The organism is Streptomyces sp. STR69 (assembly GCF_024519455.1).
Classification (GTDB): Bacteria; Actinomycetota; Actinomycetes; order Streptomycetales; family Streptomycetaceae; genus Streptomyces.
The window spans coordinates 319,361-335,233 of the sequence record NZ_JALJRY010000008.1 but is presented as its reverse complement, the minus strand read 5'-3'; the positions used below and the strand labels follow the sequence as shown (position 1 = coordinate 335,233).

The 15,873-nt window shown below is 70.9% G+C and carries 18 protein-coding genes; 15 read left to right on the top strand and 3 right to left on the bottom strand.

The features are described from left to right. The first annotated feature begins 24 nt into the window (after positions 1-24). Together OC490_RS17780 and OC490_RS17775 are read left to right on the top strand one after the other, a co-directional pair. Positions 25-510 carry a MaoC family dehydratase N-terminal domain-containing protein gene (locus OC490_RS17780; protein ID WP_262058929.1) on the top strand — a complete coding sequence of 162 codons (486 nt, stop codon included), beginning with the start codon at positions 25-27 and terminating at the stop codon, positions 508-510. After that, a complete protein-coding gene (locus OC490_RS17775) occupies positions 507-914 on the top strand; it encodes an acyl dehydratase (RefSeq protein WP_262058928.1) in 408 nt (135 codons plus the stop codon). Before OC490_RS17780 ends, OC490_RS17775 begins: the two co-directional genes overlap by 4 nt. On the opposite strand, the gene OC490_RS17770 is transcribed toward OC490_RS17775, so the two are convergent. Together OC490_RS17770 and OC490_RS17765 are read right to left on the bottom strand one after the other, a co-directional pair. After that, positions 835-1,536: an HAD family hydrolase gene (locus tag OC490_RS17770; protein ID WP_262058927.1), complete on the bottom strand. Its 702-nt coding sequence runs from the start codon at positions 1,534-1,536 to the stop codon at positions 835-837. The two genes, OC490_RS17775 and OC490_RS17770, sit on opposite strands and share 80 nt — an antisense overlap. A 32-nt stretch (positions 1,537-1,568) precedes the next feature. Further along, positions 1,569-2,759 (bottom strand): MFS transporter, encoded by a 1,191-nt coding sequence (locus OC490_RS17765; RefSeq protein WP_262058926.1) that lies wholly within the window; start codon positions 2,757-2,759, stop codon positions 1,569-1,571. 89 nt (positions 2,760-2,848) lie between these two features. Here OC490_RS17765 and OC490_RS17760 point away from each other — a divergent pair, with 89 nt between their 5' ends. Continuing rightward, on the top strand, positions 2,849-3,610 hold the full coding sequence (locus tag OC490_RS17760) for a DeoR/GlpR family DNA-binding transcription regulator (RefSeq protein ID WP_262058925.1): 762 nt from the start codon (positions 2,849-2,851) through the stop codon (positions 3,608-3,610). A gap of 39 nt (positions 3,611-3,649) precedes the next feature. On the opposite strand, the gene OC490_RS17755 is transcribed toward OC490_RS17760, so the two are convergent. Then, positions 3,650-4,603 (bottom strand): zinc-binding alcohol dehydrogenase family protein, encoded by a 954-nt coding sequence (locus OC490_RS17755; protein ID WP_262058924.1) that lies wholly within the window; start codon positions 4,601-4,603, stop codon positions 3,650-3,652. 223 nt (positions 4,604-4,826) lie between these two features. On the opposite strand from OC490_RS17755, the gene OC490_RS17750 reads away from it, so the two are divergent. The 12 genes from OC490_RS17750 to OC490_RS17695 all read left to right on the top strand — a co-directional run bounded on the left by OC490_RS17750 (position 4,827) and on the right by OC490_RS17695 (position 15,825). Then, positions 4,827-6,035, top strand: a complete 1,209-nt coding sequence (locus OC490_RS17750; RefSeq protein ID WP_262058923.1) for a Rieske 2Fe-2S domain-containing protein — start codon at positions 4,827-4,829, stop codon at positions 6,033-6,035. A 115-nt stretch (positions 6,036-6,150) separates the two neighbouring features. Continuing rightward, positions 6,151-7,485 (top strand): M20 family metallopeptidase, encoded by a 1,335-nt coding sequence (locus OC490_RS17745; protein WP_262058922.1) that lies wholly within the window; start codon positions 6,151-6,153, stop codon positions 7,483-7,485. Beyond that, complete coding sequence (locus OC490_RS17740) at positions 7,482-8,438, top strand: catechol 1,2-dioxygenase (protein ID WP_262058921.1); 957 nt, start codon at positions 7,482-7,484, stop codon at positions 8,436-8,438. The genes OC490_RS17745 and OC490_RS17740 overlap by 4 nt, the downstream gene beginning before the upstream one ends. A 7-nt stretch (positions 8,439-8,445) precedes the next feature. Then, positions 8,446-9,315, top strand: coding sequence for an alpha/beta fold hydrolase (locus OC490_RS17735; RefSeq protein WP_262058920.1), 870 nt, complete (start codon positions 8,446-8,448; stop codon positions 9,313-9,315). A gap of 43 nt (positions 9,316-9,358) precedes the next feature. Beyond that, positions 9,359-10,174 (top strand): IclR family transcriptional regulator, encoded by an 816-nt coding sequence (locus OC490_RS17730; RefSeq protein WP_262058919.1) that lies wholly within the window; start codon positions 9,359-9,361, stop codon positions 10,172-10,174. Next, positions 10,171-10,692: a MaoC family dehydratase N-terminal domain-containing protein gene (locus tag OC490_RS17725; RefSeq protein WP_262058918.1), complete on the top strand. Its 522-nt coding sequence runs from the start codon at positions 10,171-10,173 to the stop codon at positions 10,690-10,692. Before OC490_RS17730 ends, OC490_RS17725 begins: the two co-directional genes overlap by 4 nt. After that, complete coding sequence (locus OC490_RS17720; RefSeq protein ID WP_262058917.1) at positions 10,689-11,081, top strand: MaoC/PaaZ C-terminal domain-containing protein; 393 nt, start codon at positions 10,689-10,691, stop codon at positions 11,079-11,081. Before OC490_RS17725 ends, OC490_RS17720 begins: the two co-directional genes overlap by 4 nt. 68 nt (positions 11,082-11,149) lie before the next feature. After that, positions 11,150-12,163: an NAD(P)/FAD-dependent oxidoreductase gene (locus OC490_RS17715; RefSeq protein ID WP_262058916.1), complete on the top strand. Its 1,014-nt coding sequence runs from the start codon at positions 11,150-11,152 to the stop codon at positions 12,161-12,163. A 2-nt stretch (positions 12,164-12,165) separates the two neighbouring features. Further along, complete coding sequence (gene fdxA, locus OC490_RS17710) at positions 12,166-12,486, top strand: ferredoxin (RefSeq protein ID WP_262058915.1); 321 nt, start codon at positions 12,166-12,168, stop codon at positions 12,484-12,486. Between the two features lie 156 nt (positions 12,487-12,642). Next, positions 12,643-13,983 (top strand): metal-dependent hydrolase family protein, encoded by a 1,341-nt coding sequence (locus OC490_RS17705; protein ID WP_262058914.1) that lies wholly within the window; start codon positions 12,643-12,645, stop codon positions 13,981-13,983. Positions 13,984-13,994: 11 nt separating this feature from the next. Beyond that, on the top strand, positions 13,995-14,957 hold the full coding sequence (locus OC490_RS17700; protein ID WP_262058913.1) for an ABC transporter permease: 963 nt from the start codon (positions 13,995-13,997) through the stop codon (positions 14,955-14,957). Beyond that, positions 14,947-15,825, top strand: coding sequence for an ABC transporter permease (locus OC490_RS17695; RefSeq protein ID WP_262058912.1), 879 nt, complete (start codon positions 14,947-14,949; stop codon positions 15,823-15,825). Before OC490_RS17700 ends, OC490_RS17695 begins: the two co-directional genes overlap by 11 nt. Positions 15,826-15,873: the final 48 nt, after the last annotated feature.

Genomic DNA, 15,873 nt, shown 5'->3' with positions numbered 1-15,873 from the left:
ACGGGATGAGGACAGGAGGCAGCCATGTTCCGGAACGCCGATTTGGAGTTGGTCGAGGAGCGGGCCCGGGCGTCGGTCGGGAGGTGGGAGCGGCGGTCGCTGGGGGTGGTACGGGCCGAGGACGCGGCGGAGTTCGTGCGGGCGGCCGGGGAGAGCGCGCCGCGTCTCGTCGATCCCGGTCACGCCGACTTCGCCGTGCATCCGATGTATGTGGTGAGCCTGCTGCGCGGGGCGCCCGGGGCCGACGCGTCGGAGTTCCGGCCGGACGGCATGTACCGCGACGAGGTGCCCGGCACGGACGGGCTCGGGGTCCGGCTGATGGCGGGCGGCCAGGCGGTGCGCTGGATCGCGGCGGCCCGGGCCGGCGACCGGATCGAACTGCGGCGCACGCTGACCGCCGTGGAGCGCAAGGGCAGCGGTGAGGGGTTCGTACTGCTCACGGTGGAGAAGGTGTACGGCTCGGTGCGGGGGACGCTGGTCGAGGTCACGGAGAGGTTCATCGTCCGATGACGGACCGTCATATCAGCGTCGGGCAAGCCCTGTTGCCGGTCGGCATGACTCCCGACGCGATCACCCTGCTGCGGTTCGGCGCGGTCACCCGCAATGCCCATCGCATCCACTACGACACCGACTTCGCCCGCTCGGAGGGGCTGGCCGGACCGGTCGTGATGGCTCAGCTGCACGGCTGTCTGTTCTATCGCGCCGCCGCGGAGTTCGCGGGCGAGGGCGGGGAGGTGCGGGAGGTGGAGTGGCAGAACCGGGCACCGGCCCACGTGGGAGAGCGGCTGGTGGTGACCGGAACTGTGCGTGCGGTGGGCGGAGTTGACGGTGAGATCACTCTCGATCTGGTCGAGCGCTGCGGTTCCGGTGACGTGGTGTGCTGCCGGGGGCGGGCCGTGGTCGTCCTGGGGTGAGAACCGCTCCAGCGGGCAGCCAGGCGTCGATGACGGCTGCGAGTTCGGCGTGGTCGGTGAAGACGTGTCCGTCCATGCCCACGGCCCGCGCGGCTCGTACGTTCTCCTCCCGGTCGTCGACGAAGAGGAAGTCGGCCGGGGCGGCCCGCAGGGCGACGACACAGTGCTGGAAGGCCGCCGGGTCCGGTTTCGCCGCCTTGATCTTCCCGGAGAAGGCGACGTGGTCCAGCCGGTTCAGCCAGGGCTGCGCGGCGAGGAAGGCGTCCGCGTGGTCCGAGGGGATGTTGGACAGGAGGGCGACCTCGGCGACGGCGCGCAGGGACTGGACGTAGGCGACCATCGATTCGTCGACGCGTGACCAGCTGTCGATGTCGGTGCGGCGCAGTTCCTCGATCGTGTCGGCGTCGACGGGCCTGGACAGCATGCGCAGTACGGCGGTCCAGTACTCGGGTGCGGAGTGGTGACCGGCGTCGTAAGGCGGGCGGCAGGACCAGTAGGCGGTGGTGAAGGCGTCGGTCGGGGTGCGGCAGCGGGCGGCCATCTGCCGCAGGGCGCCCGGGCGTTGATGGCGGGCGATGACTCCGAAGAGGTCGAAGAGCACGATGCTGCGGTCGGTGGACATGGTCGTGGGTTCCTCCGGATTCCGAGGGGTGTTCACCGGCCGCTCGCCGCCGGCTCGGGCGTGCGGTCGGATCCGGTGCGCAGGATTCCGGCGGCCACGGCGGTGATCGCGCACAACAGGATCAGCAGGACGAAGGCGTGGTTCAGGGCGACGAGGTGGGTGAGCCAGCCGATGACGGCGGGGCCCGCGAGCATGCCGACGTAGCCGAGCCCGGCGACGCGGGAGACATTGGCCCCGGCGGCGGAGGGGTCGGCGTGCCCGGCCGCGCTGAACAGCTGCGGGACACAGCCGGACAGCCCCAGACCGAACAGCGCCCACCCCACGAACGCGGCCCAGATCCACGGGGAGACGGTCACGATCGTGATGCCGACGGCGGCCGTCGTCGCGCCGTAACGCAGGATCGCCATGGAACCGAACCGGGCGGCGAGGCGGTCGGCGAGCAGTCGGCCGATGGTCATGGTCGCCGCGAAGGTGCCGTAGGCGAAGGCGGCGGTGCTCGCGGGGGCGCCGAGGACGTCCTTCAGGTGCAGGGCGCTCCAGTCGTTGGCGGCTCCCTCGCACAGCATGACCATCAGGGCCAGGGCGGCGAGGATCCAGATGCGCCTGCCGGTGCCGCGCCGCTCGGGGGCCGGGACCGGCTCGGTCTGCGCCTTGGGGGCGATCGGCGCGGTCGGCAACAGGGCGCGGGCCGATATCAGGGCGGTCGCGATGCCCAGGGTTCCCATGGCTGCCATGCCCGCGGCCGGGCTCAGACCGGCGCTCGCCGTGGCCGCTCCGACAAGTGCGGCCAGGACGCCACCGACCGAGAACGTGGCGTGGAAGGCCGACATGACGGGCCTGCCGTACGCCTTCTCCACGTGCACGGCGTGGGCATTCATGCTCACGTCCAGGCAGCCGTTGCAGAAGCCGAAGAGCAGCAGGGCGCCGGCCAGTGTCCACGGGTCCCGGGGCAGGCCGGGCAGGACCAGGGCCGCGCTGCACAGCACACCGGTGGCGGGGACGACGACGCGCGCCCCGAGCCGGTCGGTCAGCGGTCCGGCCACCTGCATGCCGAGGAAGGCTCCGAGCCCGAGCAGCACCAGCAGTCCCCCGAGCGTCGCGTGCGTGATGCCCACGCGCTCCTCGACGGCGGGGATGTTCACCACCCAGGTGCCCATCAGCGTGCCGCACAGACTGAAGTAGACAAAGGTCGCGATGCGGGCACCTCGAAGCGAATCATCCATGAGATCCACCGTAACGAACATGACGCGCGATTGAATACTGGCACTTCGCACATATTGAATGTTCGTTTCGGCTGGTGTTCAATCGCGGTATGAGCAACGCAGACCGGCACGGGACGATCGCGCAGGCCGTCAGGGAGACCGGCAGGATCACGGTCCAGGAGCTCGTCGAACTGACCGGCGCCTCCGAGATGACCATCCGGCGCGACCTCGACGCGCTGGCCGCGCAGGGCGTCCTCGAACGCGTCCGGGGCGGGGCGCGCACCCTGCTGCTCCGGGGCGAGGAGCCGCCGTTCGCGCTGCGGGCGCACGAGTCCGTCGAGGCCAAGCGGCGGATCGCGGCCGAGGTGTCCTCGCTGATCGCCGACGGCGAGACCGTCCTCCTCGACAGCGGCACCACCTGCCTGGAGGTCGCCCACCTGCTGCGCCGCCGGCCGGTCACGGTGATGCCCCTGTCCCTGCAGGCCGTCCACGTCCTCGGCGAGAGCCCTGGCCCGGCCACCCTGATGGTGCCCGGCGGGCAGCCCCGGGCCGCCGAGGGAGCGCTCACCGGCCCCCTCACCCTCACGTCCCTGGCGGCGCTGCGCTTCGACACCGCCGTCATGGGTTGTTGCGGTCTGAGCGCGACCGAGGGCCTGACCGCCTACGACCTCGACGACGCGGCCGTGAAGAAGGCGGGCATCTCCTCCTCGCGCCGCATCGTCATCGCCGCAGACGGCGGCAAACTCGGCCACACCGCCTTCGCCCACGTCGGCCCCGCCACACTGCTGCACACCCTCGTCACCGACACCACCGCACCCGCCGACGAAGTGACGGCACTCGAAGGGACCGGCGTCGTCGTCAAGGTCGTGTGACGGGACCGCCCAGCTCCCAGGGCTCAAGTCGAGGAGATCTCAGCCCAGTTCGAGAACCACCTTGCCGACCGCCTCCCCGCTCCGCAGCCGATCGGCGGCCTCCGCGAGCCCGTCCAGTCCATGGCGCTCGATCTCCAGGGTCAGCGCCCCCGTCCGCAGATCCGCCAGCAGTGCCTCCGCGTCCGCCGCGACCTCCTTGCCCCGGGTCATCAGGTTCACCGGCAGCAGGGACACGTCGGCCAGCAGGAAGTCCGCGAGGTCGACGGTGAATTCGCGTCCGGCGGTGTAGCCGACCAGCGCCACCCGGCCGCGCGGGCGGACCAGCGGGAGGGCGTCGCGGAGTACCGGGCCGCCGACCGTGTCGATGACGACGTCGACCGGGCCGCCCACCGCCTCCGCGGACAGGTCGGAGGCCAGCAGGGACTTGGCGGGTGCGGGGACGTGGGCGAGCTTGGCCGGACGTCCGACCACGCCGACCACCTCGGCCCCGGCCCGCGCGGCGACCTGCACGGTCAGCGCCCCGACCGCGCCCGCCGCGCCGGTCACGAGCACCCGTTCCCCGGGCCGCACGTGCGCGACCGCGTGCACTGCCGCCCACGCCGTGCCCGCCGGTGAGAACCAACTGCACGCCAGGGCAGGGTCCGTACCCTCCGCCACCGCCTCCACGGCAGCGTCCGGCACGAGTGCGTGATCCGCCCAGCAGCCGTCGCGGCGCAGGCCCAGGCCCTTGCCGCCGAGCCGGACGAGGGTGCCCTCCGGGTGGGTGTCGGAGGCGAGGACGACCCCGCATCCCGTGGTGCCCGGTACCGCGGGCAGGTCCGGGAGGATGCCGAACTTGCCGTCCACGACGTTGAGATCGAGGTGGCCCACCTGGGCCGCCCGCATCCGTACGAGGGTGTGGCCGGGGCGGGGCTCCGGCACCGGGCGCTCCACCAGGCGGGGCAGCGAGCCGAAGCTCTCCAGGACCAGGGCGCGGGACAGGGCGGTCGTCACAACGTCACTCCGTATCGATGCGGGACACGGGACGCGACGCGGCCGGGTCCGGTGCGGCAGTCGACGCACCGTAGAACGGCAGGCGGCCCCGGCGCAGCGACGAGGGTCCGCTGAACGGGACGCGGCGGAGCGGTCTGCTCAGCGGGACGGGTCTCTTGGGCGGATCCCCCCGCCCGCCGCATGCTCGGCGTACAGCTCACCCGGCAGCAGGAGGACGCCCACGATGACGGTCGACGACACTCCCGACACTCAGCCACCGGTCCGGAGCCGCCGCATACCAGCAGGTGAGCCCGGCCGCCAGGACTGGAAGTCGTGGCCCCACTACGACGCGGCGGGCGCGGGCTTCCGCGGCTACTGGTACCCGGTGACCTGGTCCAGCCAGATCACCGGCGATCCGCTCCCGTTCACGATCTGCGGCGAGAAGATCACCCTGATCCGGGACAACGGCACGGCGTACGCGCTGCACAACCGCTGCCCGCACCGCGGCGTCCCGCTCTCCGAGGGCAACCAGCAGTTCCCCGGCACGGTCAGCTGCCCGTACCACGGCTGGACCTTCGACCTGCCCACCGGCAAGCTCGCCGCGGTCATCACCGACGGGCCCGGCTGCCGGCTGACCGGCAAGGTCTCGGTGCGGACGTACCCGGTCGAGGAGCGGCTCGGCATGGTGTGGGTGTACATCCCCCTGACCGACGAGGAACCGCACTCCCTCGACTCGCAGTTGCCCGAGGAGTTGGTCTCCAACGCCTTCGTGATGGGCGGCCGGATCGACCCGCGCAGCGGCAACTGGCGCTTCGCGTGCGAGAACGGCTTCGACGAGGGACACGCCAAGTACCTGCACCGCACGGCACTTTGGCGCCTGTTCAAGCCCATGCCGACGTGGAACATCACCCGGATCGTGCCCAAGGGCCGCTGGATCTTCCGGGTCCAGGACGAGGTCTACTGGGAGGCGGACTTCCCCGGTGTCGGCCGCTGGACCAACAAACGCTGGTGGAAGGCCCAGCCGCCGAAGGGGACCTTCAACATCGGCAACACGGGCCAGCCCGACCAGGTCAACCCGACGATCGAGGCCCAGGAGTTCCCCGGCTTCGCGTCCCTGTCGATGCCGGGCGTGCTGCGCATCGCGTACCCGAACTTCATCCACTACGAGTTCTACGTCCCCGTCGACCAGGACAACCACCGCTACGTCGGCGTGATGGTCAACTTCACCGAGGGCTGGGACACCCTGCGTTTCTACGCCAAGTACCTCGGTGCGATCAGGTGGTTGTTCCACGGCCAGTTCTCCGGCCAGGACGCCTGGATGGTCGACATCACCGACGCTCCCCCGGAGAAGCTCTACCGCCCCGACATCTCGCTGACCGCCTGGCGGAATCTCAGCGAGGAGGAGTACGGCAAGAAGCTCGCCGGTACAGGCACCGAAGGGAAGGAAGCCTGACCATGGGCCGCACACTGCTCACCCTGCTCGTCGGAGTCGGCATCGCGATCGGGCTCCCGCTCGCGAAAAAGCGCTTCGAGCGTACGACGATGACTCAGGTACACAGGATCAACCAGTGAGCGCCGAGGGCGAGTTGGCCGGTCTGGACGACAGACGTGCGGCCTGGACCGCCGACGCCTGGCGGCACGTCACCGCCGACCGGCTGCGCGACCTGATCACCGGGCTCGTCGAGGTCCCGTCCCCGACCGGCGACGAGGGCCCGCTCGCCGCGCACATCGCCGACACCCTCACAACGGCCGGCTGTCCGGCCCGCGTTCAGCGGCTGGACGACCGGCAGGCCAACGCCTGGGCCCGGCTCTCCGGCGACGGCAGCGGCCCCGACCTGATGCTCTACGCGCCGATCGACACCCTGACGGTGGGCGAGGAGAGCGAGGATCTCCCGTGGATCGGGCCGGAGTTGCGGGACGACATGCGTCCGCGTGCCACCGTCCACGACGATCTCGTCGTCGGCCTCGGCGCCTCCAACCCGAAGGGCCACGCCGCCTGCGTGATGATGGCCGCCGAGGCGATCGCGCTGGCCGGCGTCCCGCTCACCGGCGACCTGGTCGCGGCCTTCGGCGCGGGCGGCATGCCCACCAACGCCCGCCCCGGCTCCAGCCGCCTCAACACCGGCCAGGGCGTGGGCTGTTCGTTCCTGTTGGAGCAGGGCATGTGGACCGACTACGCGCTCATCGCCAAACCCGGCTGGACGGTCTCCTGGGACGAGGTCGGCCTCGTCTGGTTCGAGGTGACGGTCCACGGCACCCACACCTACGTCGGCTCCCGCCACCGCCTCCCCTACGACAACGCCGTAGCGCGCGCCGGAGAGGTCGCCCGGCATCTGGAGGAGTGGTTCGTCGAGTACGCCGAACGGCACACCTCCGGCACGGTCGCACCGCAGGGCATCGTCTCCTCGATACAAGGGGGTTGGCCCCGGATGGCGGCGGTGACACCGGCCTCCTGCACCCTCATGGTGGACCTGCGGATCGGCCCGGACACGACGCCGATGCAGGCGAAGCGGGAGTTCATGGCGGCCATCGGCGCCCTGCGTGACAAGAACATCGACGTCGGCGCCGAGATGGTGCTGGCCATCCCCGGCACCAGCACGGACCCCGAGAGCTGGATCTGCCGCAGTGCGACGGCGAGTTGGGCCGCCTTCGAGGGGCGCGAGCACGAGGTGATCCGGGGCAACAGCGGTGCCACCGACGCCAACATCCTTCGCGGGCGCGGCATCCCGACCGTACGGGTCGGCATGCCGAAGGTCACCGACTCCCTCTTCGACATCGACTTCGCGCGGGGCATGAACACGGTCTCCGTGCGGGCCATGGAGAAACTGACGCGCCATCTGATCCGTACGGCGGTCGACACGGTGACCCGGTCCCGCGCCGAGATGGAAGGGAGAGCGGCATGACGGAGATCGTCCTGGGCGTGGGCGCCTCGCACAGCACGCTGATGAACACCCATTGGGAGCAGACCTTCCACAAGGACCGGGCGGAGCGGTTCCGCGACGCGCTGTCCGAGGCCCGGGACGCGCTGCTGGCGGCCCGCCCGGACACGGTGATCCTCATCGGCTCGAACCACTTCCGGGGTTTCTGGCTGGACCTGATCCCGAGCTTCACCATCGGCGTCGGCGAGTGCGTCGCGAGCGGTGAGTCGGGGACTCCGAAGGGGCCCCAGCCGGTCGATATTCCGCTGGCCCGGCACCTCGCCAACTCCCTTGTGGAGAGCGGGAGTTTCGACCCGGCGTTCTCCGCCAGACTCCAGATCGACCACGGTCAGTCGCACGCGATCCAGTACCTCTTCGAGGGCATGGACGTGGAGATCGTGCCGATCGTCGTGAACGTCTTCGCCCCGCCCCTGCCCACCCTCACCCGCTGCGAGGACCTGGGCCGCGCGATCCGGGAAGCCGTCCTCTCCTTCCCCGGCGACCGGCGGGTCGCGGTGGTCGGCTCGGGCGGGCTCTCGCACCGGCTGCCCTGGCCGGACTGGCGCGAACCGCACGGCGACGACGAGGAGTTCATGGTCGGCGCCTGGCTCAACGGCCGGGAGAACTGGCAGGACTACGACGTCCGGCGCCGCGAGATCATCCGCGCCGCCGAGGCCGCCCTCAACCCGGAGTTCGACAACGAGTTTCTGTCCCTGGTCGAACGGGGCGAGATCAGCCGCATCACCGCATACAGCACCGAGGAGTTGGAGAAGGTCGCCGGCAACGGGGCGCAGGAGCTGCGCACCTGGCTGCTGATGTCGGCCGTGCTCGACCACGTGCCCGGCCGCCGGCTGGCGTACGAACCGATGCCCGAGTGGCTCACCGGGATGGGCGTAGCCGTCCTCGACCCCCAACAGGCCCCCACCGAAAGGCAGTAAGGCAGTCATGAGCATCTGGACCGAACTCTCGGGCATCGACTACCGCCACGCGTACGTCGAGACCGGCGATATCACCACCCGCGCGCTCCAGGCCGGCCCCGAGGACGGCGAGCACGTGGTGTTCCTGCACGGCACGACGGGCCACCTGGAGGCCTTCGTCCGCAACATCCCGGCGCACGCCGAGGCGGGCTACCGCTGCCACGCCATCGACATGCTCGGCCACGGCTACACCGGCAAGCCGGATCGCCCGGGTGAGATCCCCGCGTACGTCGACCACCTGATGGCCTACCTCGACGCGGTGGGCGCCGAGCGCGCGCACCTGGTCGGCGAGTCGCTGGGCGGCTGGGTCGGATCGTGGGCCGCGAGCGAGTACCCGGACCGGGTCGCCTCCCTCCAGCTCCTGTGCATGGGCGGCACGAAGATCAACCCGGCGGTGATGGAGCGGCTGAAGACCTCCACCCGCGCCGCGGCCATGGAGCCCGAGATCTCCTACACCCGCGACCGGCTGGCCCTGCTGTGGGCCCACTGGGACGAGGACCTGGGCGAGGAGCTGACCCAGGTGCGCTACGAGATCTACCACCACCCCGACTTCCAGCGGAACCTGCACAACCTGCTCGCCCTCCAGGAGGTCGAGGCCCGTGAGCGGAATCTGCTGCGCCCCGACCGCATGGCGCGGATCAAGGCCCCGACGCTGGTGGTGTGGGGCAACAAGAACCCGCTCGGGGACGTTCCGGAGGCCGAGGCGATCGCCGGCGCGATTCCGGGAGCGAGGCTTGAGGTCTTCACCGAATGCGGACATTGGCCGCAACATGAGAAGGCCACGCTGTACAACCCGCTGAGTCTCGCGTTCCTCGCCGAGTCGTCGTCCGGTCACTGATCGTGAGATTCCAGCCGTAACCCCTGATCGTGAGGTGTCTGCCATGACCGTCGTCCCGATCGCCCGCGCCGTGGCCCCCGCTCCCCCGCCTCCCGCGACCGGACCGTCCCTGGGGCCGGACTCGATGAACTCCGTCCTGGGCAAGGTGCGACCAATCCTGGAGGCGTTCACCGTCGACGACGAGTCGCTCTCCCTCGCGGATCTGGTGCGCCGTACGGGAGTCGCGAAGGCCACCGTGCACCGGCTGTGCCAAGAGCTGGTCGTCTGGGGGCTGTTGGAGCGGGCGGGGTGCGACTACCGGCTCGGCCTCAGGCTCTTCGAGATCGGGCAGCGGGTGCACCGGCAGCGGATCCTGCGCGAGGTGGCCCAGCCGTACATGGAGGATCTGCTGCTGGCCACGCAGGAGACGATCCACTTCGCGATCCACGACGGTCTCGACGTCGTCTATCTGGAGAAGATCCTGCCGCACCGGGGCCTGAGCGAGGAGTCCCGGGTGGCGGGGCGGCTCCCGCTCTACTGCACCGCCACGGGCAAGGCGATCCTGGCCTTCTCCCCGGCCGCCCTGTTCGGTGAGGTGGTCAGGAACGGGCTGAAACCGTTCACCCGGCACACCATCACCTCGCCCGGACGGCTGCGCGCCCAGGTGGAGCGGATCCGGGAGGAGCGCCTCGCGACCGAGGCGGAGGAGGTCAGACTCGGTTACATGAGCATGGCGGTGCCGGTCTTCGGGCGGCAGAACACGCTCGCCGGCGCCCTGTCGATCACCGCGCCGACCTACCGGGTGGACGCCGCCGCGCACGCGAGCGCGCTGCGCACCGCGGGCCTTGGCATCGGCCGGGCGCTGCGGTCGGCCCTGTGAGCGCCCTGGACGAGGTGCTGGCCCGGGCCCGGAGCTTGGTCGGCCACTGGGAGGACGAGGACTGCGGCACGATGACCGTCAAGGACTTCTGCCGGTACGCCGCCGCGCTCAACGACGCCGGCTACATCCGCCGCGCCCGCGAACAGGACGCGGCGGGCGCGCCCGTGGAGGCTCCCGCGCTGTTCCTCGCGGCCACCATGAGCTGGGAAGACGGGCCGCCCGAAGGGGAGTTGAGGCCGGACGGACTGGCCGCCCGCGAGTCACCGTGCACCGAGGGCCTGCCGGTCCGCCAGGTGCACGGCGGGCAGAGGGTACGGCTGCTGCGGGCCCCGGTCGCGGGCAGCCGGGTCACCGCCTCCCGCGCGGTCACCTCCGCCGAACGCAAGCAGGGCCGCTCCGGCCCGTTCGTCCTGCTGGGCCTCACCACCCGCTTCACGACGGCGGACGGTACCGAACTGACCGCCGTGGACGAGACGATCGTCGTCCAGGAGGCCCTCGACCCCGCTGGAGCCGCATGAGCACGCCGGTCGCCGGCGACAGTTGCCCGCCACAGCGGTACCAGCACAGCACGGTCCAGCTCTTCCGCTTCAGCGCCGTGTCCTGGAACTCCCACCGCATCCACTACGACGCCGGCTTCGCCGCCTCGGAGGGCTTCCCGGACGTCGTCGTACAGTCCACCCTGCACAGCGAGACCCTCACCCGGTACGCGTTGGCGTGGGCCGGGCCGAACTCCCGTCTTGAGACGGTGAGTTGGCGCAACCGTACGACCGCCGTGGCCGGTGAACCACTCACCTGGACCGCGACCGTGCGCGCGGTGGAGGGTGCCCGGGTGTCCCTGGACGTGGCCGTCGTCAAGGACGACGGCACCCCGTGTGTGACGGGAACGGTCGAACTCGCCCTCGTCTGACCTGGGCGTCCCGGCAGCCGGACCGGTTCCATTGGGCGGAGGGTCACCCGTTCCTACGCTCCTGAACCATGAGCGTTCATCTTCACGAGCCGGTCGAGTCACCGGTGATCGAGACCGACATCCTGATCATCGGCGCCGGCCCTTCCGGCCTCTACGGCGCCTACTATGCGGGCTTCCGCGGACTGCGCGTCACGGTCATGGACGTACTGCCCCAGTGCGGCGGCCAGATCAGCGCCATGTACCCGGAGAAGCCCATCTTCGACATCGCCGGGTTCCCCTCGGTGCGCGGTCGCGACCTGGTCGACAACCTCGTCGCGCAGGCCGCGCCGTACGACGTCCGCTACCTCCTGGGAGAACGGGCCGAGGAACTGGCCCACGACCGCGACGGTCACCCCCTCGTCCGCACCGACCGGGGAACCGTCGTACGGGCGGGGGCGGTTGTGATCACGGGCGGGGTGGGGACGTTCACGCCCAGGCCGCTGCCTGCGGGGGAGGCCTATCTCGGGCGCGGGCAGGTGTACTTCGTACCGAACCCGGCCGAGCACACCGACCACGACGTGGTCGTCGTCGGCGGCGGTGACAGCGCCTTCGACTGGGCGGCGCTGCTCGCCCCGATCGCCCGGTCCGTCACCCTCGTCCACCGCAACGCCCGTTTCCGGGCGCACGCGGCGAGCGTGGAGAAGGTGCGCGCGCTCGGCGTCGAGGTCGTCACCGACTCCGAAGTGAGCGCCCTGCACGGCGAGTCGGGGGTCGAGCGGGTCGAGGTGCGGCACCGGGTCGAGAAGACGACCCGGGTGCTGCCCGCCCGGACCGTCGTCGCCGCCCTCGGTTTCCTCGCCGATCTGGGTCCGCTCCAGACCTGGGGACTGGAACTCCAGGCCCGGCGGATCGCCGTGGACACCCGTATGTCCACCAACCTCCCCCGCGTGTTCGCCGCCGGCGACATCACCGACTACCCGGGCAAGGTCCGGCTGATCTCGGTCGGCTTCGGCGAGGCCGCCACAGCCGTGAACAACGCGGCCACCGTCATCGACCCGGAGGCAGCGCTGTTCCCCGGGCATTCCACCGAGAAGGAGAGCTAGTCATGGCCTACGTCATCGGATCGGCCTGCGTCGACATCATGGACCGGTCCTGCATGGAGGAGTGCCCGGTCGACTGCATCTACGAGGGCGAGCGCAAGCTCTACATCAACCCGGTGGAGTGCATCGACTGCGGCGCCTGCGAGACGGCCTGCCCCGAGCAGGCGATCACCGTCGACCGGCTCGCCGACCCGGAGCACCGCGCCGACAACCGCCGCTTCTTCGAGGAGCCCCTGTCCGGCCGTACGGCCCCGCTGGGCACTCCCGGCGGGGCTACCGCCCTGGGTCCGGTGGGCGCCGACACGGCGTTCGTGAGCGGTCTGTGAGCCGGTGCGGGTGGCGCAAATCTGCGCTTCCAGGGGTGGCGCAATCCTGCGCGTCCCTTGTGAATTCCAAGCGAAAGCTGCACCGGAACACGGTGACATCACCACCGCCCCACACTCCTCTGTACCAGTCCCACGGAGAGGAGTGAACACGGTCTTATGACGGAGCGAACAGTCCTGGCGGGAATGACGTTGGTCGACGGCACCGGAGGTGCCGCACGGACCGACATGGCCGTGGTGATCGACGGCGCCGTGATCGCCGAGGTGGGTGCCACGGACACGGTGGCGACACACCCGTCGGACACGGTGTACGACCTGCGGGGGACGACCCTGCTGCCCGGACTCATCGACTGCCATGTGCATCTGCGGTCCAACGCGGGCACCCGGCCGCAGGACGTGCGGCTGTGGAACATGCTGACCTCGACGGAGGAACAGACCCTGCATGCCGCGGCCAACGCCCGTGAGGCGCTGCGGTCGGGTTTCACCACGGTCCGGGACACCGCGGGCTCGCTGCCCGAGGTGGCCGTCAAGCATGTGATGGACGAGCACGTCCTCGACGGGGCGCGGGTCGTCGCCTCGGGGCTCGTGGGCATGACGGCGGGGCACGGCGACATGTTCTGTCCGGCCACCCTCGACGAGAAGCGCATGTGGCCGCCGGCGGACGGCGCGGACGAGTGCCGCAAGCGGGTCCGGGAGTACGCCCGGATGGGCGTGGACCTGATCAAGATCTGCACCAGCGGTGGCACGCTCTCCGTCGGCGACAAGACCGGGTGGCGCAACTACACGGACGCCGAGATCGACGCGATCGTCGACGAGGCACACGCCCTGGACCTGCGGGTGGCGGCCCACGCACACACGCGGGCCGGGATCACGGCGGCGCTGGTCGCCGGGGTGGACACCCTGGAGCACGGCTCCGACCTCGACGAGGATCTCGTGGAGCTGATGCTCGGGCAAGGCACGTTCCTGTGCCCGACCCTGTCGATCAGCGAGTTCATGACGGAGCACGGGGCCGAACGCGGGCTGGTCGCCGAGCAGTTGGACAAGGCGGAGCTGCTGCGCGAGCGCCGGCTGGCGTCGGTGCGCCGGGCCCATCGGGCCGGAGTGCGGATCATCGCGGGCAGCGACTCCTCCAACACGATGCGTTTCGGGAACCACGCCCGCGAACTGCAACTGCTGCACGAGCAGATCGGCATGACTCCGGCCGAGGTCCTGGTCGCGGCGACCTCGGCCGCCGCCGAGGCCCTCGGGCTCGGTGCCCGGACGGGGACGGTCGCGCCGGGCAAGTGGGCGGACCTGCTGCTGGTGGACGGCGACCCGCTCGCCGACCTGAGTGTGCTCGCCGACCGGCGCCGGCTGCGCGCGGTGTTCCGCGAGGGCCGGGCGTTCGACCCGAACGCGGCCGAGGCCGTGCCCGGCGCGCTGGCCTCGCGACACCGTACTTCCTCCGATCCGGACCGCCCGACGACGGCCCGGGCGTCGGCACCCGCCGTCGCGATCTAGGGAGAGATCCAGTGCTGCGCTACCTCTCGATCCGTCTGGTCCGCTCGCTCGCGGTGGTCCTCTGCCTCAGCGCCATCGTGTTCGCCCTGGCGCACCTGGTCCCCGGTGACCCGGCGACCCTGATCGCCGGCCAGGACTCGACTCCCCAGCTGCGCGCCCAGATCACCCACCAACTGGGGCTCGACCAGCCCGTGTGGTCGCAGTACCTGACCTGGATCGGGCACGCCGTCCGGGGCGACCTCGGTTCGTCCCTGCTGGACGGACAGAGCGTCGGCGCACAGGTCGCCGCCCGCCTCCCGGTGAGCCTGGAACTCGCCGTCTACGCGGCGGTGATCGCGGTCCTGTGGGGCATTCCGGCGGGCATCTGGTCGGCCATGCACCAGGGGCGCGCCAGGGACCGCGCGGTCAACAGCGCCGCGTTCCTCGGGCTCTCCGTCCCGCCCTTCGTGGTCGGTACGGTCATGGTCCTCCTGTTCAGCACCCTGGCACCGACCTGGCCGCTGTTCTCCTTCGTGCCGTTCTCGCAGGATCCGCTGCTCAACCTCCAGGTGCTGCTGCTCCCCGCCGTCGCCCTGGGCATCCCGTTCGGCGCGACCCTCTGCCGGTACATGCGGGCCGCCGTCCTCGACGTCGAGGGCCAGGACTTCATGCGGACGGCGGCGGCGAAGGGCGCGGGGCGACGGCGGCTGATGCTGCGGCACGCGCTGCGCAACGCGCTGGTACCGGTGGTCACCGCCGGCGGGCTCCAGCTCGGAGTGCTCGTCGGCGGCACCGTGATCATCGAGCAGGTCTTCGCGCTCCCCGGCCTCGGTTCGCTGATCGTCAACTCCATCACCCAGCACGACTTCACGGTGATCCAGGGCGCGATCCTCGCCCTCGGTGCCTCCTACGTGCTGATCAACCTGCTGACCGACCTGGTCTATCCCCTCATCGACCCCCGTATCCGGACGACAGGAGCACGCCGTGACGGTTGAATCCACCGCGCCCGCCGTCACCGTCCCCGCGGCGCGCCGGCGCAGGCCGCGCCTCGGCTGGAACGCGACGCTGACCACGGGTGTCTGCGTCCTCGGCGGGATGGTGCTGCTGTCCCTGGTCATCGGCGTCTTCGGCCGCTACGCGACGACGGACGTCAGCGACTCGCTGCTCACCGGCCCCTCGGGCAGCCACTGGCTGGGCACCGACAACCTCGGCCGTGACCTGTTCACCCGGACCTTCGGCGCGGCCCGCCAGTCCCTTCTGGTGGCCTTCGGCGCGACCACGCTCGCCGCGCTGATCGGCATCCCCATCGGGCTCGTCGCCGGCTACAACGCCCGCCGGCTGGACGCGGTCCTGATGGCGGCGATGGACACCGCGATGTCCATTCCCGCGGTGCTGCTGGCACTTGTGCTGGTGTCGGTCTTCACCCCTAGCATGTGGGTCCTCATCGGGGGCATGGGCCTGATCTTCGTCCCGTACTTCTCGCGGATCGTGCGGGCCCCGGCGCTCACCGTCCGCGAGCGCGACTTCGTGTCGGCGGCCCGGATCGCCGGGGTGCCGACCCCGGTGATCATCGTCCGCCATGTGCTGCCGAACGTGCTGTCCTCCGCGCTCGTCCAGTACGCGAACACGGCGGCGACCTGCGTCCTCGTCGAGGCGTCCCTGAGCTATCTGGGCCTCGGCATCCAGCCGCCGACGCCCAGTTGGGGCCGGATGATCTTCGAGGGCCAGCGCTATATGAAGGACGACCCGCTGCTGGTGATCGTCCCCGGCATCACCCTGGCCATCGCCACGGCGGCCTTCGGTCTCATCTCCGACGGCCTGCAGGAACAGCTGAACCCGCGCGGCAAGCGCCGCACGCCCTGAACAGGCGCCCGCACCACGTCACTTCACCCTCACGTTCTTGAGAAACAG

Bases quoted from the DNA above. Each gene is read 5' to 3' on its own strand.
- OC490_RS17770 (WP_262058927.1), bottom strand. From the start codon at position 1,536: ATGTCCACCGACCGCAGCATCGTGCTCTTCGACCTCTTCGGAGTCATC.
- OC490_RS17715 (WP_262058916.1), top strand. From the start codon at position 11,150: ATGAGCGTTCATCTTCACGAGCCGGTCGAGTCACCGGTGATCGAGACC.
- OC490_RS17760 (WP_262058925.1), top strand. From the start codon at position 2,849: ATGAGCAACGCAGACCGGCACGGGACGATCGCGCAGGCCGTCAGGGAG.
- fdxA (WP_262058915.1), top strand. From the start codon at position 12,166: ATGGCCTACGTCATCGGATCGGCCTGCGTCGACATCATGGACCGGTCC.
- OC490_RS17720 (WP_262058917.1), top strand. From the start codon at position 10,689: ATGAGCACGCCGGTCGCCGGCGACAGTTGCCCGCCACAGCGGTACCAG.
- OC490_RS17780 (WP_262058929.1), top strand. From the start codon at position 25: ATGTTCCGGAACGCCGATTTGGAGTTGGTCGAGGAGCGGGCCCGGGCG.
- OC490_RS17705 (WP_262058914.1), top strand. From the start codon at position 12,643: ATGACGGAGCGAACAGTCCTGGCGGGAATGACGTTGGTCGACGGCACC.
- OC490_RS17775 (WP_262058928.1), top strand. From the start codon at position 507: ATGACGGACCGTCATATCAGCGTCGGGCAAGCCCTGTTGCCGGTCGGC.
- OC490_RS17750 (WP_262058923.1), top strand. From the start codon at position 4,827: ATGACGGTCGACGACACTCCCGACACTCAGCCACCGGTCCGGAGCCGC.
- OC490_RS17765 (WP_262058926.1), bottom strand. From the start codon at position 2,759: ATGGATGATTCGCTTCGAGGTGCCCGCATCGCGACCTTTGTCTACTTC.
- OC490_RS17730 (WP_262058919.1), top strand. From the start codon at position 9,359: ATGACCGTCGTCCCGATCGCCCGCGCCGTGGCCCCCGCTCCCCCGCCT.
- OC490_RS17735 (WP_262058920.1), top strand. From the start codon at position 8,446: ATGAGCATCTGGACCGAACTCTCGGGCATCGACTACCGCCACGCGTAC.
- OC490_RS17740 (WP_262058921.1), top strand. From the start codon at position 7,482: ATGACGGAGATCGTCCTGGGCGTGGGCGCCTCGCACAGCACGCTGATG.